Source organism: Exiguobacterium sp. s40, from assembly GCF_018617905.1.
GTDB classification, from domain to species: Bacteria; Bacillota; Bacilli; order Exiguobacteriales; family Exiguobacteriaceae; genus Exiguobacterium; species Exiguobacterium mexicanum_A.
Map to the genome: position 1 here is coordinate 19,485 of NZ_JACSLC010000010.1, position 16,840 is coordinate 36,324.

Consider the following 16,840-nt stretch of genomic DNA (forward strand, 5'->3'; position numbering starts at 1 on the left):
AGAACATGAAAGCTTTTTGGATCAATTTCGGTTACGTGTTCGCCGTCCCGGTGTTGCCGTTCATCGCGGTTGTGAACGGAACGGCGCTCTGCTCACCGGATTCTCCGCTACTTGATATTCCCGTGCTCGGCTTTTTCTTGGCGAATCCGCTCTGGTTCATCCCGGTGTACGGGCTGTTCGCTCTGCTCGTCGCCAAATGGATGACGGCCCGCGAACAAAAGACGCACGCGAGACGTGCTTGAGACTTGCCTCGGCAAGTCTTTTTTTGTTCAACAGATGCAAGTGGCGGGAAAAATCGCTACACTAGAGAAGGTATCGAAGGGGAGGGAAGCCGAATGGATTTTCAATCGTGGCGCCACGTGTTTAAACTAGATCCGAATAAACCGCTCGATGATTCGGTGCTCGCGGCGCTCGTCCGCTCCGGTACGGACGCCTTCCTCATCGGAGGGACCGACGGGGTCGATGCGGAGAACACATTCGCGCTCTATGCCCGACTCGAAGGGTGCGGCATTCCGCTCGCACTTGAGATGAGCCATCCCGAGCAAGTGGTTCGAGGCTTCGATCACTATTTTATTCCGACCGTCCTGAATGCAGGAACTGTCGACTGGCTCATCGGTCATCAAACAAAGGCGTTCGAACGATACGGACACTTGTTTCATGCGGATGTGACCGGGCAAGGCTATATCGTCTTGAATCCGGACGCGAAAGTGGCCCAGGTGACCGAGGCGAAGACCGATCTGTCCATCGAGGCGACGGTTGCCTATGCGGAAGCGGGGCATCGCTTGTTCCGCCTGCCTTCCTTGTATGTGGAGTATAGCGGCACGTTCGGGTCGGTCGAACTCGTCCAAGAATTACGGCTGGCCGTGCCGGACGCCCACTTGTTTTATGGGGGCGGCATCACCGATTTTGAATCAGCTCAGACGATGGCCGCATACGCGGACACGATCGTCGTCGGCAATGTGATTTATGACAATTTCGAAGGAGCGCTTGCGACTGTCGCGGCACTCCGATAAAATAAGAACAAATGTTTGGTTAGAGAAAGGAAACGATTATGTATAACTTGAGTGAAGAACTAGTCAAAGGCATGAACCCTCCGCAAGCGGAGGCGGTCAAATATACGGACGGCCCGTTGCTCATCATGGCCGGGGCGGGGTCTGGGAAAACACGTGTCTTGACGCATCGCGTCGCTTACTTGATGGCGTCGAAACAGATCGCGCCGTGGAACATTCTCGCGATTACGTTCACGAATAAAGCGGCCCGCGAGATGAAAGACCGGATCGCCCGCCTCGTCGGCGGTGTCGCGGACGATATTTGGATTTCGACGTTCCACTCGATGTGCGTCCGGATTTTGCGCCGCGACATCGATCGCATCCGCTATGACCGGAACTTCTCGATTCTCGACTCGTCCGATCAGTTGACGGCAATCAAGCAAGTGCTCAAAGAGCTGAACCTTGACCCGAAAAAATATGAGCCGCGGACGCTCCTCGGCATGATCTCGAACCATAAGAACGAACTCCGTACGCCGCAAGACGCGGCTGGACTCGTCGGTAACAACCCATACGAGAAAGTCATCTCGGACGTCTATACGGCGTATGAGAAAAAGTTGAAGCAAAACAACGTGCTCGACTTTGATGACTTGATCATGAAGGCGATTCAGCTGTTCCAAGAAGCGCCGGACGTGCTCGCGTTTTATCAGAAGAAGTTCCAATACATCCACGTCGACGAGTATCAAGATACGAACCGGGCCCAATATACGCTCGTTAAACTGCTCGCGCAAGCGCATGAGAACTTGTGTGTCGTCGGTGACTCGGACCAGTCGATCTATCGCTGGCGCGGGGCCGATATCGCCAATATCTTGACGTTTGAGAAAGATTACCCGAGTGCGCACGTCATCTTGCTCGAACAAAACTATCGGTCGACGAAACGGATTTTGGAAGCGGCGAACGGTGTCATTCAAAACAACTCGAGCCGAAAAGATAAGAAGCTATGGACCGAGAACGTCGAAGGGGAGAAACTGCTCCTTCACGTCGCCTCAGATGACCGGGATGAAGCGTTCTTTATCATCAATCAGATGAAAGAACTCCGCCAAGAGGGTGTCGATTACGGCGAAATGGCCGTTCTGTATCGGACGAACGCTCAATCGCGTGGACTTGAAGAGATGCTGCTCAAGTCGAACATCCCGTATAAGATGGTTGGCGGGACAAAGTTCTATGAACGAAAAGAAATCAAAGACATCTTGGCGTATTTGCGCTTGATCGCCAACCCGGACGAGGACATCTCCTTCGTCCGTGTCGTCAACGAACCGAAGCGCGGCATCGGCGCCGCGACGGTCGATAAGCTCGGCGACTTCGCCGGGATGCAAGGTGTGTCGCTCATGGAAGCGATTCGTGACATCGAACTGTCGGGCATTGCCCCACGCACAGCGACGAAGCTTGCCGAGTTCCGTCAATTGATGGTCGATTTGCGTCAAATGGCCGACTACTTGTCGATTTCCGAATTGATTGAAGAAGTGCTGAAGAAGTCAGGCTACGAAGAGATGCTCAAAATCGAGAAGACGCTTGAAGCCGAGAGCCGCCTCGAGAACTTGCAAGAGTTCCTCTCGGTCGCGCAAAACTTCGAGAAAGAGAGCGATGAACAAACGCTCGTCGCTTTCCTGACCGACTTGACGCTCGTCTCGGACCTCGATTCGCTCGAAGAAGTCGACGAGTTGCACCAAGTGACGCTCATGACGCTCCACTCGGCCAAAGGGCTCGAGTTCCCAGTCGTCTTCTTGATTGGGATGGAAGAAGGGCTGTTCCCACACAGCCGTGCCTTGAACGATCCGGAAGAGATGGAAGAAGAACGTCGCCTCGCCTACGTCGGGATCACACGGGCTGAGAAACGTCTCTATTTGACGCGGGCCCAGTCCCGCATGTTGTACGGGCGTTTCCAAAACAACCCGGAGTCGCGCTTCTTGCACGAGTTGCCAGAGACGCTCTTGGAGCGTTCGGGCAAAGCGAAGAAACCGATGCCATGGAATCCGGTCGAGTCGCCGGGGAAACTTCCGGTGAACGGCTTCAGTTCGAAACCGAAACCAAAACTCGCCCAGTCGTCCGGCGCCGAATCAATCGGTTGGAACGTCGGGGATAAGGCCAATCATAAAAAATGGGGACAAGGCACGGTCGTACAGACTCGTGGCGAAGGCGACCAGCTCGAACTCGATATCGCCTTCCCGGCCGTTGGCATCAAGCGCCTACTCGCCAAGTTTGCCCCAATCGAAAAAGCGTGAGGTGATTATATGGAGATGGCAGAACGCGTTGAAGCGATTCGTCAAAAGTTAAATCAATACGGGTATGAATATTATGTGCTCGACCGCCCGAGCGTCCCGGATGCGGAATACGACCGTCTCATGAACGAATTGATTGAAATCGAGACGGACTATCCGGAACTCCGGAGTCCGGATTCGCCGACGCAACGTGTCGGCGGTGCCCCGCTCGACGCGTTCGTCAAAGTGACGCATGACACGCCGATGCTCTCGCTCGGGAACGTGTTTTCTAAAGAAGAGCTCGTCGAATGGGTCGAACGCATCGAGAAAGATCTCGGTTACAGTCCGCTCTTCGTCGCCGAGCTCAAGTTTGACGGGCTCGCCGTGTCATTGAAATACGAAGACGGTCGGCTCGTCCGTGGCGCGACGCGCGGTGACGGGACGACCGGAGAAGACATCACGCAAAACTTGAAGACGATCCGCTCGATTCCGCTTCGGTTGAACGAGGACGTCACGTTCGAGGTGCGCGGTGAGGCATATATGCCGAAACGGTCGTTCGAACATTTGAATGACGAGCGAGAACGTCTTGGGGAACCTTTATTCGCCAACCCGCGCAATGCGGCGGCAGGTTCGCTCCGACAGCTCGACTCGAAAATCGCGGCGTCGCGGAACTTGGCGTTCTTCGCCTACGGGCTCGTCTCGACGGACGACCTCGTCGCCTCGCATGACGAGTCGCTCGAATATTTGCGCCGTCTCGGCATCGCCGTCAGCCAAGAGTACACGACGTGTCATACGGCCGATGAGTTATGGGACTATATCGAAACGTATGTGACGAAGCGGTCGGAGCTACCATATGAGATTGACGGCATCGTCATCAAAGTCGCAGCTTACGAAGAGCAAGAACAGCTCGGCTTCACGGCGAAGAGTCCGCGTTGGGCCGTCGCCTATAAGTTCCCGGCTGAAGAAGTCGTGACGACGATTGAAGACGTCGACTTCAGTGTCGGGCGGACCGGGAAAGTCACGCCACGCGCACGGTTCGCACCGGTCTCGGTCGCGGGATCGACCGTGACGTATGCGACGCTCCACAACGAGGACTTCATTGTAGAGAAGGACCTCCACATCGGAGATCGTGTCGTCATCAAGAAAGCCGGGGACGTCATCCCGGCCGTCGTCTCGGCGCTCGTCAGTGAGCGTACCGGGGAGGAGACAGAAATCGTCTTCCCGACGCATTGCCCGGCCTGTGAATCTGAACTCGTTCGCTTAGAAGGAGAGGCGGACCACCGCTGCGTCAATCCCGAATGCCCGGCCCAACTGCTCGAAGGGCTGATTCATTTCGTGTCACGCCCGGCGATGAACATCGATGGGCTCGGCGAGAAAGTAATCACACAACTCCACGCGTCCGGGCTCGTTCATAACGTGGCCGACCTGTACCGTCTCGACCGGGACGCGCTCCTCGAGCTCGACCGGATGGGCGAAACGTCGGTGACGAACTTGCTCGCGGCGATTGAGCAGTCGAAACAGAACTCGCTCGAGCGCGTCTTGTTCGCGCTCGGTATCCGCCTCGTCGGACAAAAAGCGGCCGCGTTGATTGCGGAACGGTTCGAGACGATGGAAGCGGTCATGGAGGCCTCGATCGACGACTTGACGTCAATCGATGGCATCGGTACGAAGATGGCTGAATCAATCGTCTTATACTTCGAGAAGCCGGAAGCGCGTGACCTCGTCCGTGACCTCGGAGCGGCAGGTGTCAATCTGACGTTCAAAGGTGCGAAACGACCGGTCGACGCCGATGCGCCGCTCGCCGGAAAGACGGTCGTCTTGACCGGGAAACTGCATGAGATGACACGTGGCGAAGCCGGGAAGCAACTTGAATTGCTTGGTGCGAGCGTCACGGGCAGCGTCAGCAAGAACACCGATCTCCTCGTCGCCGGCGAGAAGGCTGGCTCGAAACTGACGAAAGCCGAGTCGCTCGGCATCGAAGTGTGGGACGAGGCGGCGTTGCTCGCTTTCCTAGCAGAACAATCTTGAACGAGGTCCTCCTAAGGGAGGGCCTTTTATCATTGACCTGATTTTTAAACGTTTTCCGGTCGTGGGCAGGTTCGCACCTTCAACGGATGGGTAATGATTAGTATCTACAAATACTTTTCGACACCACGACTCGCGCACAATCATCCTCCATCCCTCTCCCGTGCCGGAGCGTGTCATCGCAGACGTTCGTCACACCTTAGAGGAGGGGACCAGCATGCAACATACCAACCGACGTTTCATCGCACTCATCACTTTCATCCTCGTATTGATTGGCATGTGGGCACCGAATGGCGTTTACGCGAACACGACAATGACACCAACGCCAATTTATGCACAAATTGATTTGAGCCTTGAAGAAATCGAAGCGTACGACGGCGCAAGCCTGATTTACGACGACGTGACGTACTACGGGGCGCGTGAATCGTCAACGATTTGGCGGTTCATGGTGGATGCGGCCGACGTTGACGTTACGACCATCGATCAAGTCACGTTATATAATGGTGAGGGTGTTCCTTATTCGTTCCCGGACGCGGTCTATGCATTTCATGTTGAGGAACTTGCGGGCGAGTCGACTGAGCCGGGTGATGACGGGACAGAGACAGTTCCAGACGTTGAAACACCGGTCGAGCCTCCGCTCGTTGAATCAGAGCCATCGCCAGAAGAACCTGTCACAGAAGAAGTGACTGCACCCTCCGCCACCCCAGTAGTTGCCATCGATCAATTGGTGCTCGGTGCCGACGGGCCAATCGAGCGTGTGTTAGGCGGAGATTTAGTGACGTATCGGCTCGTCATCGATGTGACGGGCGCCCCTGTCGAGAATTTTTCCGTATCCAACACGGTCCCGGAAGCGTTGACCGTCGTCGCGGACTCGGTTGAAGTTCTCGGTCCGGAAGGTTCGGTACTCCCGACGACCGTGAGTGGACCACCCGCCTTCGATTGGACGTTTCCGACGATACCGGTCGGGACGACGACAATCCAGTTCGATGTGTTCGCACCAGACGTGACAGATGAGACGGTGGTGACGAATACGTTTTGTATCGGTGTTGAAGGAGCAGATGAATTGATTCCGGCCGAATGTGCCGAGGCGACCGTCACGGTCGTACCGAATGAGACGATTGGCCTCGAGGTCGGTAAAGAGGCAAATATTGATCAAGCCGTCGTCGGCGGAGTGATTCCGTATACGTTCGTCATCGAGAACACAGGCGAGACGGCGCTCACGATCACCTCCATCGAAGATGAGTTCTTTAGCGGCGACATCGATGCTGATAAGGTCGAAGCATTCAATGCCGACGTGCGTGAGCAGTTGATGGCGCTCATCGGGGAGAACGGCCTCGCGGCAGGTGAACGCGTCGAGGCGACGGTCAACTTAAAAATCCCGAGCGACTATGACCGGACGAACGCTCCTGAGATCGGGAACGTGTTCCGGGTCGGCGCGACCGATTCCTATGGACGGGTCGTCGATGCCGAGAGTCAACAGATCGTCTTATTGAACCAAGCCGATTTCATGGTCACGAAAGTGGCGAGCCCAGGGACGGTGCACCCGGGCGAGGCGATTCGCTATACGTATACAATCACAAACACGTCGAATGTCACCTTGTACTTTGTCGATGTCATCGATGAATGGACGAGCGGGGCGTTGACGACCAAAGAACAGCGCGAGACGACCGAGACGCTTCGAGACGGCATGCAGGCTCTCGCTGAAGTCGAGAACGGACTCATCCCAGGTGAGGAAGTCGTGCTCGAGATGGAAAAAGTACTCTTGCCATCCTATGATGTGCGAGCGGGCGCAGTATTGACGAACCGGACGACGTTCACGTTCGAGGTCAATCGTGAAGCGCGTGTGTCCCGAACGGACGAGGCGACGGTGCACGTAAAGCAAAGCCTTCCAAAACCGGGCAACGATAACCGTGATGACCAAGATGAATCGGTTTATGTGCCGGAACCAACGACTCCGGTGACGCCAGATCAAGCGACCCTTCCGATGACCGGCACGACAAAAACGTGGGGAACGGTACTCGGACTCGTCTTGATCGTGCTCGGGCTCTTGTTCGTGACGTATCAGCGCCGTCCATCCACAAAAGCATAATTGCAGGCGCCCTCCGACACGAGTCGGGGGGTGCTTTTCTTTGAATCGGGACTGATTCCGCTTCGACACTTTTTTCGACGGACGATTTTGTTATAATGGACGAAGTGTAACGAATCGAATCATCAAAGGAGTTCAGACATAGATGAAATGGAAACAATTGATTATCCCAGCTCTCGCCGCGACGGTTTTCCTCGGCGGGTGCTCGATGAAAATCCCGATGGGGGAAGAGAATGTCACACCGACGGGTGAAGAGACGGCAGCCGAAGGCGTCACAGAAGCGATTCAAGCGCGTGATTCATATTACCAGATGGTCATTCCATTTAAACCGGCGGCAGCCCGAGGGTTGGCCCAGCGCCAAGTGAGCTCGTCGCTCGAACTTGAAGAAGTGGAACTCGGCCTCATGCGCCATTCGACCGGCGCGTTCAAACCGGAAAACTATGCGTATCAAGAAGGACAGCTATTGACGAGTGAAGATGTCTCGCGTCTGCTTGGCCGTAAAGACAAGACGTCAGAAGGTCTCGTCCCGCTCAACCCGGCGTATGCGAACGGCACGGCCGAAGTGGCCGAAGACCAATTCGTCGAGGAGAATAAAAAGTCGCCACTCTATTTGGCGTCGCTCGTCGAACAGAACTATATGACGAAAACGGATAACGGCTATCAACTCGGCGGTGTTTCGTTCGCTTTGATTTTGAACCGGGAGTACGTGTTCCAAGCGCCGAATTTCGGTCCGACGTATACGGAAAAGTTGGACGAGAAGAAAGTCATCGCTGAAGGAGAGCGCATGGCGAATGAACTCGTCGCCCAACTGCGCAAGCGCGAGGACTTCAAAGATCTCGATATCAACGTCGCATTGTATATGAAAGCGTCGCAAGGGTCACCGACGCCGGGGAACTATGTCAAATCGGCATTCGTTGGCACGGCTGGCGAGGTGACGGCGAGTGATTGGAAAGATGTCGACGAGACGTATTATTACTTCCCGTCCGCCAAAGCGACGACGGAAGTGCGCGATGACGCTCAAAAATTCTCCCTCTTCAGCGACCGAATCGCTGATGTGTTCCCAGATTTCAGCGGGATGATCGGGAAAGGTTTTTATCAGAACGGGGAATTGTCACGGATTGAGATCGATATTCCGATCCAGTACTATAGCCGGGCCGAACTCGTCGGCTTCACGCAGCACGTCGTCGGCCTGCTCGAGAACCGCTGGGAATACAACCGGAACGTACCCGTCCGAATCAACGTCACCTCGCTCGGTGGCGAACAAGAAGTGACGATCGTGTTTGAAGAGGGCATGGATAGTCCGAAAGTATATTTCTAACCGATAAGAAGGCATCGTGATGAAACGAATGCCTTCTTTTTTTCGTATGACAAGTAACGAGGAAATTCTTTGACCTTCTTTGACCAAATCGGTAGAATAGACTTAACAGAATCGGGAAAGGGATAGGTGAGGTGAAACGAGATGGCAAAAAACTATTATGACGTCCTTGGCGTGCCGAAGCAGGCATCCGACCAAGACATAAAACGAGCGTATCGAAAGTTGGCAAAACAATACCATCCGGACGTGAATAAAGACCCGGGTGCCCAAGACAAGTTCAAAGCAATCCAAGAGGCTTTCGATGTGTTGAGCGATCCTGACAAAAAAGCGAACTATGACCGTTACGGAAGTCCGGAAGGGCCGACGTTCGGTGGAGGGTACAGTGGTGATGGGTACGGGGAAGGATCGGCCCAATTCGAGGACTTGTTCCGTCAATTCGGCGGTGGGTCACGAACGACGTCGCGCACATTCGGTTTTGAGGATATGTTCGGCAGCTTCTTTGACCAGGCGGTCGAAGAAGACCTCGATGAGACGGTCCGAGTCAATGTCCCACTCAGTCAGTTGACGAGTGATGCCAAAGTGAGCCTGCGCCTACAGACGGGGACGGTCAACGTCAAAATCCCGCAAGGCGCCCATGAAGGACAAAAGCTGCGGCTCAAAGGCAAGAGCAGTAAAGTCGGACAGTCGGGCGATCGAGGCGATGTGTACGTCGAGCTCCACTTCACTGATGACGACATGTACCGGCGCGAAGGGGCGAACGTCATTACCGTCAAACGGTTGCGTCCGCTCGCTTTCCTCGACGGCGCGGAAGTCGTCGTGGCGACACTCGATGGTGGTCGGGTCAAGCTGAAAGTCAAACCGGGGTCGCGGCCTGGTCAACGGATGCGCATCCCGGGACGTGGATTCATGACCGCTTCGAAAGTCCGATCGGATCTATTCGTCCAACTTGAAGTCGATTTGCCGCTAGACGCCGCCCACCGATCTGTTTACGAACAACTCGAACGCTGAACCTAAGGAGGAAGCAGAATGGATTTCAATCGATTTACCGATAAAGCACATGAAGGCATCGTCAGCTCGCAGGCACTTGCGAAACAGTACCACCATAGCGAGATGAACGAATGGCACGTCTTGGCGTCGATGATCTCACAAACGGACGGCATCGCGCCGCTCTTACTGCAAAAAATGGAACTGAGCGTCGCCGAGATCGAGGCCGAGGTCGCGATGGCGCTCAAGAACGCACCGAAACTTCAAACGCCGACGACGCCGATGATCTCGGCCTCGCTGTTGAACGTGTTGACGACGGCGGAACGTGAAGCGACAGGGATGAGCGATGAATACGTCTCGGTCGAGCATATTCTGCTTGGGATCATCATGAACAAGAGTCAAGCACAGAACATGCTCGAACGCAAAGGTGTGACCGAGGAGAGATTGCGTGAGGCACTCGTCGCCGTCCGGGGCAATCGACGGATTACGTCGAAATCACCGGAAGCGACGTATGACGTCTTGACGAAATATGGACGCGACTTGATCCAAGAAGTGAAGACCGGCAAAATCGATCCCGTCATCGGGCGCGATAGCGAGATTCGGCGTGTCATCCGTATCTTGAGCCGGAAGACGAAAAACAACCCGGTCTTGATCGGGGAACCAGGCGTCGGGAAAACGGCGATCGTCGAAGGGCTCGCCCAACGCATCGTCCGCGGCGACGTGCCGGAGAGCTTGAAAGACAAGACGATTTTCAGTCTCGATATGAGTTCGCTCGTCGCCGGAGCCAAATATCGCGGCGAGTTCGAAGAGCGGCTCCAAGCCGTCTTGAACGAAGTGAAAGAAGCGGAAGGGAAAATCATCCTCTTCATCGATGAACTGCACACAATCGTCGGGGCCGGTAAGTCCGAAGGCGCGATGGACGCCGGGAACATGCTCAAACCGATGCTCGCCCGCGGTGAACTCCACTGTATCGGTGCGACGACACTCGATGAATATCGGCAATATATCGAGAAAGATCCAGCGCTCGAGCGCCGCTTCCAACAAGTGCTCGTCGACGAACCGGACGTCGAAGACACGGTGTCGATCTTGCGTGGATTAAAAGAGCGCTTCGAGATTCACCACGGTGTCCGCATTCACGACAACGCGCTCGTCGCAGCGGCCGTGTTATCGAACCGCTATATCACCGATCGGTTCATGCCGGACAAGGCAATCGATCTCGTCGACGAATCGTGTGCGATGATTCGGACGGAGATGGAATCGATGCCGGCCGAGCTCGATGAACTCGTGCGCCGCGTCATGCAACTCGAAATCGAAGAGGCGGCTTTGAAGAAAGAGAGCGATGACGCCTCGAAGAAACGACTCGATGCGTTGCAGCAAGAGCTCGCCTCGATCCGCGAACAGTCGGACGCGCTCCGACTCCGCTGGGAAAACGAGAAAGAGTCGACCCATCGTGTCCAACATATCCGTGGGGATTTAGAAAAAGTGAAACTTGAACTGCAAGAAGCCGAGAGCCGTTACGATTTGAACCGGGCCTCCGAGCTCAAATATGGCCGCATCCCGGAACTCGAGCGCGAGCTTGCAGAAGCAGAGCGGCTCGCTGGTTCGGTGACACGTGAACTCGTCCGGGAAGAAGTGACCGAGGAAGAGATTGCCGAGGTCGTCTCGAAATGGACGGGCATCCCTGTGACGAAATTGACCGAAGGAGAACGAGATAAGTTGCTCAACCTCGAGACGGTACTTCATCAACGCGTCTTCGGACAAGACGATGCGATTCGGCTCGTCAGCGACGCCGTCATTCGGGCTCGGGCCGGCATCAAAGATCCGAACCGTCCGATCGGCTCGTTCTTGTTCCTCGGACCGACCGGTGTCGGGAAGACCGAGCTCGGGAAAGCGCTCGCCGAGGCGATGTTCGACTCGGAGGACCATATCGTTCGCCTCGACATGAGCGAGTATATGGAGAAACACGCTGTGTCTCGTCTGGTCGGGGCACCTCCGGGTTATATCGGCTATGAAGAGGGTGGCCAGTTGACGGAAGCGGTCCGCCGCAACCCGTACTCGGTGCTCCTGCTCGACGAGGTCGAGAAAGCACACGCCGATGTGTTCAACATCTTGCTGCAACTGCTCGATGATGGTCGCTTGACCGACTCGCACGGGCGTGTCGTCGACTTCAAAAACACGATCGTCATCATGACGTCGAATATCGGGGCCGACATCTTGCTCGAAGCGGCGAAAGATGGCGTCATCGATGATGCGGAAGAACGCCAAGTCATCGAGCGGCTCCGCCGCCACTTCCGTCCCGAGTTTTTGAACCGGGTCGATGAGACGATTTTGTTCCATCCGCTCACGCGGGCTCAAATCGGCCAAATCGTCGAAAAAGCGGTCGCACGCATGGGCAGTCGCTTGACGGCGCGCTCGATTCAAATCGAGATCACGGATGCCGCGAAGGTGTTCATCGCCGACGAGGCGTATGAGCCACAGTTCGGGGCCCGTCCGATCAACCGGTACGTACAACGGACGATTGAGACGAAACTTGCCCGTAGCATTCTCGCCGGAGATATCGAGGACGGCCAGACGGTCGTCATCGACGTCGAGAACGACGAGTTGACGCTTCGTCCCGCGACGGTCACTCACTGAATCACAAAAGAGCGCTGGCTGACGCCGGCGCTCTTTGTTTATGCAATCGGTTCGGGTTGATAGACGCAGTACGGTTCCTCGGCTTTATAGTCGCCGGTGACGGCATAAGCGCGAGCCCGAGACCCTCCGCAGACGTATCGATATTCACAGTAGCCGCATTTCCCGTGGTGTGTATCAGGGTCACGCAGCGACTTGAAGACCGGGTGGTGCCGGTAAATCTCAGCGAGCGGTGTCTCTTTCACGTTGCCGCATGTGATCGGCAAAAAGCCGGACGGCTGGACGTCACCCGTATGTGAGATGAACACGAAGCCGTTCCCGTCGTTCGTCCCGCGGGGCGCCTTGGCGAGGTCATCATGTGGATGGCCGATGGGCGGCAATCCAACTTGTTTTCGTTTCAAATTTTCTTGCCGGGCGATGCGCCGATAAAACTGTGCCTCGGTCGTCGAGATGATGAACGGGACATGCTCTTGCAACGCGAACGCCCAGCGGAGTACATCTTCATGCCGTTCTGGCGAGATCGGTTGGAGGAGTGACCCGCGGCCGGTCGGCACGAGGAAGAACAACGTCCATACCGAGACGCCGAGTTCCCCGACGAGTTTGGCGATCTCCGGGAGCTGGTCGACGTTATATTCCGTGACCGTCGTATTGATTTGGAATGACATCCCTTCTTCTCGGAAGTAAGAGATGCCGCGCAGCGTCCGTTCGAAACTGCCACGCGTACCGCGGAAGTAGTCGTGCGATTTGGCGTCCGGACCGTCGAGTGAAAACGCCCAGCGCGTCAAGCCGGCGTCTTTCGCCCGTTTGACGGCGTCATGGGTCACGCGAGGTGTCGCCGACGGGGTCATCGACACACGCATGCCGAGCGAAGCGGCATATTCGGTCAGTTCGAACAAGTCCTCACGCATGAGCGGGTCGCCCCCGGTGAAGACGAGAATTGGATTATCCATTGCGCGGATGTCTCGGATGAGTGCTTTGCCTTGTTCGGTATCGAGTTCACCCGGATACCGATGGAACTGGGCCTCGGCCCGGCAATGGACGCATGACAGCGCACAGGCACGTGTTACTTCCCAGATGACGATGAATGGATTTTCGTTGTAGTCGACTCGTTTCATACGGACACCGCCTGTCCAGCCATCACCCGGGAGACGGCCTGTTTGGCCGAATCGACGCAGTCGGGGAGACCGACGCCATGCAAGATGGCACCACATGCCTCGATCCCGTCGAGTGTGGACAGCTGCTCTTCGAAAGCGCGCACGTATTGTTTGTGACCGACCTCATATTGCGGCATCGTATCGATGTGCCGTTCGACTTTTGTGAAGATCGGGGTACCGACGTGTTGAATCTTCCGCAGTTCACGCAGCGCGAAGTCGGCGATGGTCTCGTCGGATTCCGTCAACAAGTCGGGGACGAACTCAGATCCGATGTAGACGCGTAAGAGCGCCTTATGTTTTGGTGCCATGTGGGGCCACTTCTTATGCATCCAACTGCAGGCCGTCAAGGCGTTCCCTTCCGCTTTGGCGATGACGTAACCGGTCCCGTCGAGTGACGCGACCTCTTTTTCATCGAACGCCGCGAGCACGGTGATGGAAGACGTCCGTTTCAACTCGGACAATTTTTCTGCTTCCGGGAGACCGAGGATCGGACCGAGCGCATTCGGCGAAGTGGCCAAAATGATACCGTCGAACGACTCGGACGTCCCGTCGACGAGGGTGACTTCATGGGGCCGGACCGCCGCGACTTTCGTCTCTGTATAGAGGCGGTCAATCGACGGGCGAAGCGCCTCGATGAGGACACCGAGACCTTGCTGAAGGGATAGAAACTTCCCGGCTTCACGTGGCTTGACGCCGGCTTGAACAGGTGGTGTCAATGCTTTCATACCGAGAATCAGGCTGCGTGTTTTTTGTTCAATCGTGATAAACTGAGGGAAAGTAGACTCGATGCTCATATCGTCGAGCGTCCCGTTGTAGATTCCCGAGAGAAGCGGTTCAATCATCGCATCGACGACTTCTGATCCGAGCCGGGTCCGGAAGAATTTGTCGAGCGAGATGTCTGTCCCCGTATAGACGCGTGGCAGCACGAGGTCCATCCCGGCCCGAAGTTTACCGCGCCACGTGAACAAATCGGTCTTGACCATCGGCCAAAACTTGGTCGGGATGCCCATGACCGATCCGTCCGGCATTTGTCGAAGCTGTTGGCGGACATAAATGTACGATGTCCCGGTCATCGACCGGACGAGATGATCGTCGAGTCCGAGCTCGGTGATCAGTTCGGTCAATGTCGGTTTTCGGGCCATGTATCCGTCCGGTCCGCATTCTAAGACGAAGCCGTCTTGATAGACGGTCTTGATTTTTCCGCCGATTCGATCGCTCGCTTCGTACATGGTGACGTGCGCCCCGGCTTGTTTCGCGTAATAGGCGGCGGCCATGCCTGTAATTCCTCCACCGATAATTGCAATTTTGTTCAATCCATTCACCCATTTCTATGTAGTGTTCTTCCTAACGGTACCGAGAATATTGACGTAGACATAGGATAAGTCTCACATGGTTCTAGACAAATTCGTCACGATTGGGAAGGAGAGGCTCCATATGGTTTGGTTCGGCATAACGGCGACAGTCGTCGTGGTCGGCATTATCGCCTTCATCGCATCGATGAATCGGTACGGGGAGAAGCTCGACGGAGATGAAGACAGCCCGTCGGTCCTTTGGGCTGATGAGGAATGGTATAAGCCAGAAAAGGAAGACGGACCACTTGATGGTTAACCGTCTTCGAATATGATAAGATGACCCGGTTGAAAACTATCGGACATGGGGTGATTGGATGAACGTATTGGAACAACAGTTGGCGCATTTGGTCGATGAGTGTCGTCCGTACACAGCACAAGGGAAAGTCGCCGACTATATTCCTGAGCTCGCGCATGTACAGGATGATTTGCTCGGCGTGGCGATTTGTTTGCCTGATGGTTCATATATTCATGCGGGGGACGTCCACCATAAGTTCACAATCCAAAGCGTCTCGAAGGCGTTGACGCTCTGTTACGTCTTGATGGAGTTTGGAGAAGATTACGTGTTCTCGAAAGTCGGGATGGAGCCGACCGGCGACGCGTTCAACTCGATTGCCAAGCTTGAAGAGACGGTGCCGTCAAAGCCGCTCAATCCGATGATCAATGCAGGGGCGCTCGCTGTCACGAGCATGATTTTAGGGGACACGGCGGAACTGAAAATCTATCAGTTCCGCCAGTTTTTGGCGACGTTGCTCGACGTGCCGGTGGAGGAAATCACGTATAACGAAAAAGTCGCCCGCTCGGAATACGAGACGACCGACTTGAACCGGGCCTTGCTCTATTTCATGCGCCATCACGGGATTGTCGAGGGTGATGTCGATGAAATCATCGACGTGTACACAAAGCAGTGTGCGATTGAAATCGATTGCTTTGACTTGGCCCGCATTGGCCGAATTTTGTCGGGCAACGGGGAAGACCCGGTCACGGGCGAAGAGCTGATCCCGCGTCGCGTCGTCCGAATCGTCAAAGCGATCATGACGACGTGCGGCATGTACGATGCGTCTGGGGAATTTGCCGTCCGTGTCGGTCTCCCGGGAAAGAGCGGGGTGTCCGGGGCCATCCTTGCGACCGGTAAACACGAGCTCGGACTGAGCGATGTCGGCTTCGGGATTTTCGGACCGGCGCTCGACTCGAAAGGGAACTCAATTGCCGGGATGAAACTGCTCGAACTGCTCGTCGAACGCTACACGTCCCGCTAAAGCTGGATGGCGTCGACCGATTCGTCGAGCCGAGATTGCAGCTCGTGCACGACTTGTTCGTAATCGTCGGCCAAGGCGGCGGGTGGTGTGAAATCGCTCCAACGCAATAACAGTTGATGGCGATCGTTCATGTCGCCAAGCTCGGTCTGAAGCCGTTTCAGCTTTTGAATTTGTTCTTTTGAGGCTTTCGCTTCGTAGTTCAACAAGTATTCGTTCAAATAACGTTCCCGTTTTACGGCGAGCCTGACTTTATGGAGTGTCTCGAGCCGGTCGGACATCTCCGTCGCGTCGTGATGGGCGTCGATCCGTCGTTTGCGGTCGCTCCTCGCTTTATCGATAAATGAAGAGGCGTCCCGCTTTTTGAAGGCACGGAACAACTGTCCGCCGATAAAGCGGCGAACTTGTTGGTCGAGCGATGGGGTCATCTTCTCCGTGACGCGCGTATTTAAAATCGTGCAGTCTTTGGCGCGGCTCGCTTCGACGTGATCGGCGAAAGCCTGCTCGAGCTCGGTCTCGACAGCGAGCCCTGCGAGAAGAACGTCCCCGTCACGCACTGCACCGAGCGCCTCCATCAACTGTTTCAACTGACGATACGTGGAAGGTTTCGTGTCGTACAGTTGCATGAACGTCAATAGTTTCCGAAGATGGACCCGCGCTTGGTGGATGTCTTCGCTGTTTTGGAACGTGAGCGCCTCAGTCATATAATGATTGAACGTGTTCCACGTCTCCAAAAGCTCGTATTTTAATTTCTCCGCATTCCGTTGATTCATTCTAATTTTTCCTTTCTGAAATG

General features: G+C 55.4%; 13 protein-coding genes. 10 read left to right on the forward strand and 3 right to left on the reverse strand.

The genetic code is table 11. From position 1 onward, the window contains the following. Nucleotides 1-5: 5 nt before the first annotated feature. From KNP02_RS09890 to clpB, 8 genes are all read left to right on the forward strand, one after another. Nucleotides 6-242: a hypothetical protein gene (locus tag KNP02_RS09890; protein WP_131437309.1), complete on the forward strand. Its 237-nt coding sequence runs from the start codon at nt 6-8 to the stop codon at nt 240-242. Nucleotides 243-335: 93 nt separating this feature from the next. Beyond that, a complete protein-coding gene (pcrB, locus tag KNP02_RS09895) occupies nt 336-1,013 on the forward strand; it encodes a heptaprenylglyceryl phosphate synthase (protein WP_214708834.1) in 678 nt (225 codons plus the stop codon). 38 nt (nt 1,014-1,051) lie between these two features. After that, the gene (pcrA, locus tag KNP02_RS09900) at nt 1,052-3,268 is read left to right on the forward strand and encodes a DNA helicase PcrA (RefSeq protein ID WP_138860015.1); all 2,217 of its coding nucleotides are present in this window, start codon (nt 1,052-1,054) and stop codon (nt 3,266-3,268) included. 9 nt (nt 3,269-3,277) lie between these two features. Beyond that, complete coding sequence (ligA, locus tag KNP02_RS09905) at nt 3,278-5,272, forward strand: NAD-dependent DNA ligase LigA (RefSeq protein WP_214708836.1); 1,995 nt, start codon at nt 3,278-3,280, stop codon at nt 5,270-5,272. A 214-nt stretch (nt 5,273-5,486) separates the two neighbouring features. Beyond that, the gene (locus tag KNP02_RS09910) at nt 5,487-7,358 is read left to right on the forward strand and encodes a DUF7507 domain-containing protein (protein ID WP_214708838.1); all 1,872 of its coding nucleotides are present in this window, start codon (nt 5,487-5,489) and stop codon (nt 7,356-7,358) included. Nucleotides 7,359-7,500: 142 nt separating this feature from the next. Beyond that, nucleotides 7,501-8,673 carry a CamS family sex pheromone protein gene (locus tag KNP02_RS09915; protein WP_214708840.1) on the forward strand — a complete coding sequence of 391 codons (1,173 nt, stop codon included), beginning with the start codon at nt 7,501-7,503 and terminating at the stop codon, nt 8,671-8,673. A gap of 141 nt (nt 8,674-8,814) precedes the next feature. Beyond that, the gene (locus KNP02_RS09920; protein ID WP_214708842.1) at nt 8,815-9,678 is read left to right on the forward strand and encodes a DnaJ C-terminal domain-containing protein; all 864 of its coding nucleotides are present in this window, start codon (nt 8,815-8,817) and stop codon (nt 9,676-9,678) included. Between the two features lie 18 nt (nt 9,679-9,696). Further along, complete coding sequence (gene clpB, locus KNP02_RS09925) at nt 9,697-12,288, forward strand: ATP-dependent chaperone ClpB (protein WP_214708844.1); 2,592 nt, start codon at nt 9,697-9,699, stop codon at nt 12,286-12,288. Nucleotides 12,289-12,326: 38 nt separating this feature from the next. Here the strand turns inward: clpB and KNP02_RS09930 are convergent, their stop codons facing one another. Next, a complete protein-coding gene (locus KNP02_RS09930) occupies nt 12,327-13,400 on the reverse strand; it encodes a TIGR04053 family radical SAM/SPASM domain-containing protein (protein ID WP_214708847.1) in 1,074 nt (357 codons plus the stop codon). Further along, nucleotides 13,397-14,761, reverse strand: coding sequence for a protoporphyrinogen oxidase (hemG, locus tag KNP02_RS09935; RefSeq protein ID WP_214708849.1), 1,365 nt, complete (start codon nt 14,759-14,761; stop codon nt 13,397-13,399). The genes KNP02_RS09930 and hemG overlap by 4 nt, the downstream gene beginning before the upstream one ends. A gap of 112 nt (nt 14,762-14,873) precedes the next feature. Between hemG and KNP02_RS09940 the strand changes: the two genes are divergently transcribed. Both KNP02_RS09940 and glsA read left to right on the forward strand, forming a co-directional pair. After that, complete coding sequence (locus KNP02_RS09940) at nt 14,874-15,047, forward strand: hypothetical protein (RefSeq protein ID WP_167491852.1); 174 nt, start codon at nt 14,874-14,876, stop codon at nt 15,045-15,047. Between the two features lie 58 nt (nt 15,048-15,105). Then, a complete protein-coding gene (gene glsA, locus KNP02_RS09945; protein ID WP_034781271.1) occupies nt 15,106-16,047 on the forward strand; it encodes a glutaminase A in 942 nt (313 codons plus the stop codon). Here glsA and KNP02_RS09950 read toward each other — a convergent pair. Next, entirely contained in the window at nt 16,044-16,817 is a 774-nt protein-coding gene (locus tag KNP02_RS09950; RefSeq protein WP_214708851.1) for a CHAD domain-containing protein, read from the reverse strand. The genes glsA and KNP02_RS09950 overlap by 4 nt on opposite strands. Nucleotides 16,818-16,840 lie beyond the last annotated feature (23 nt).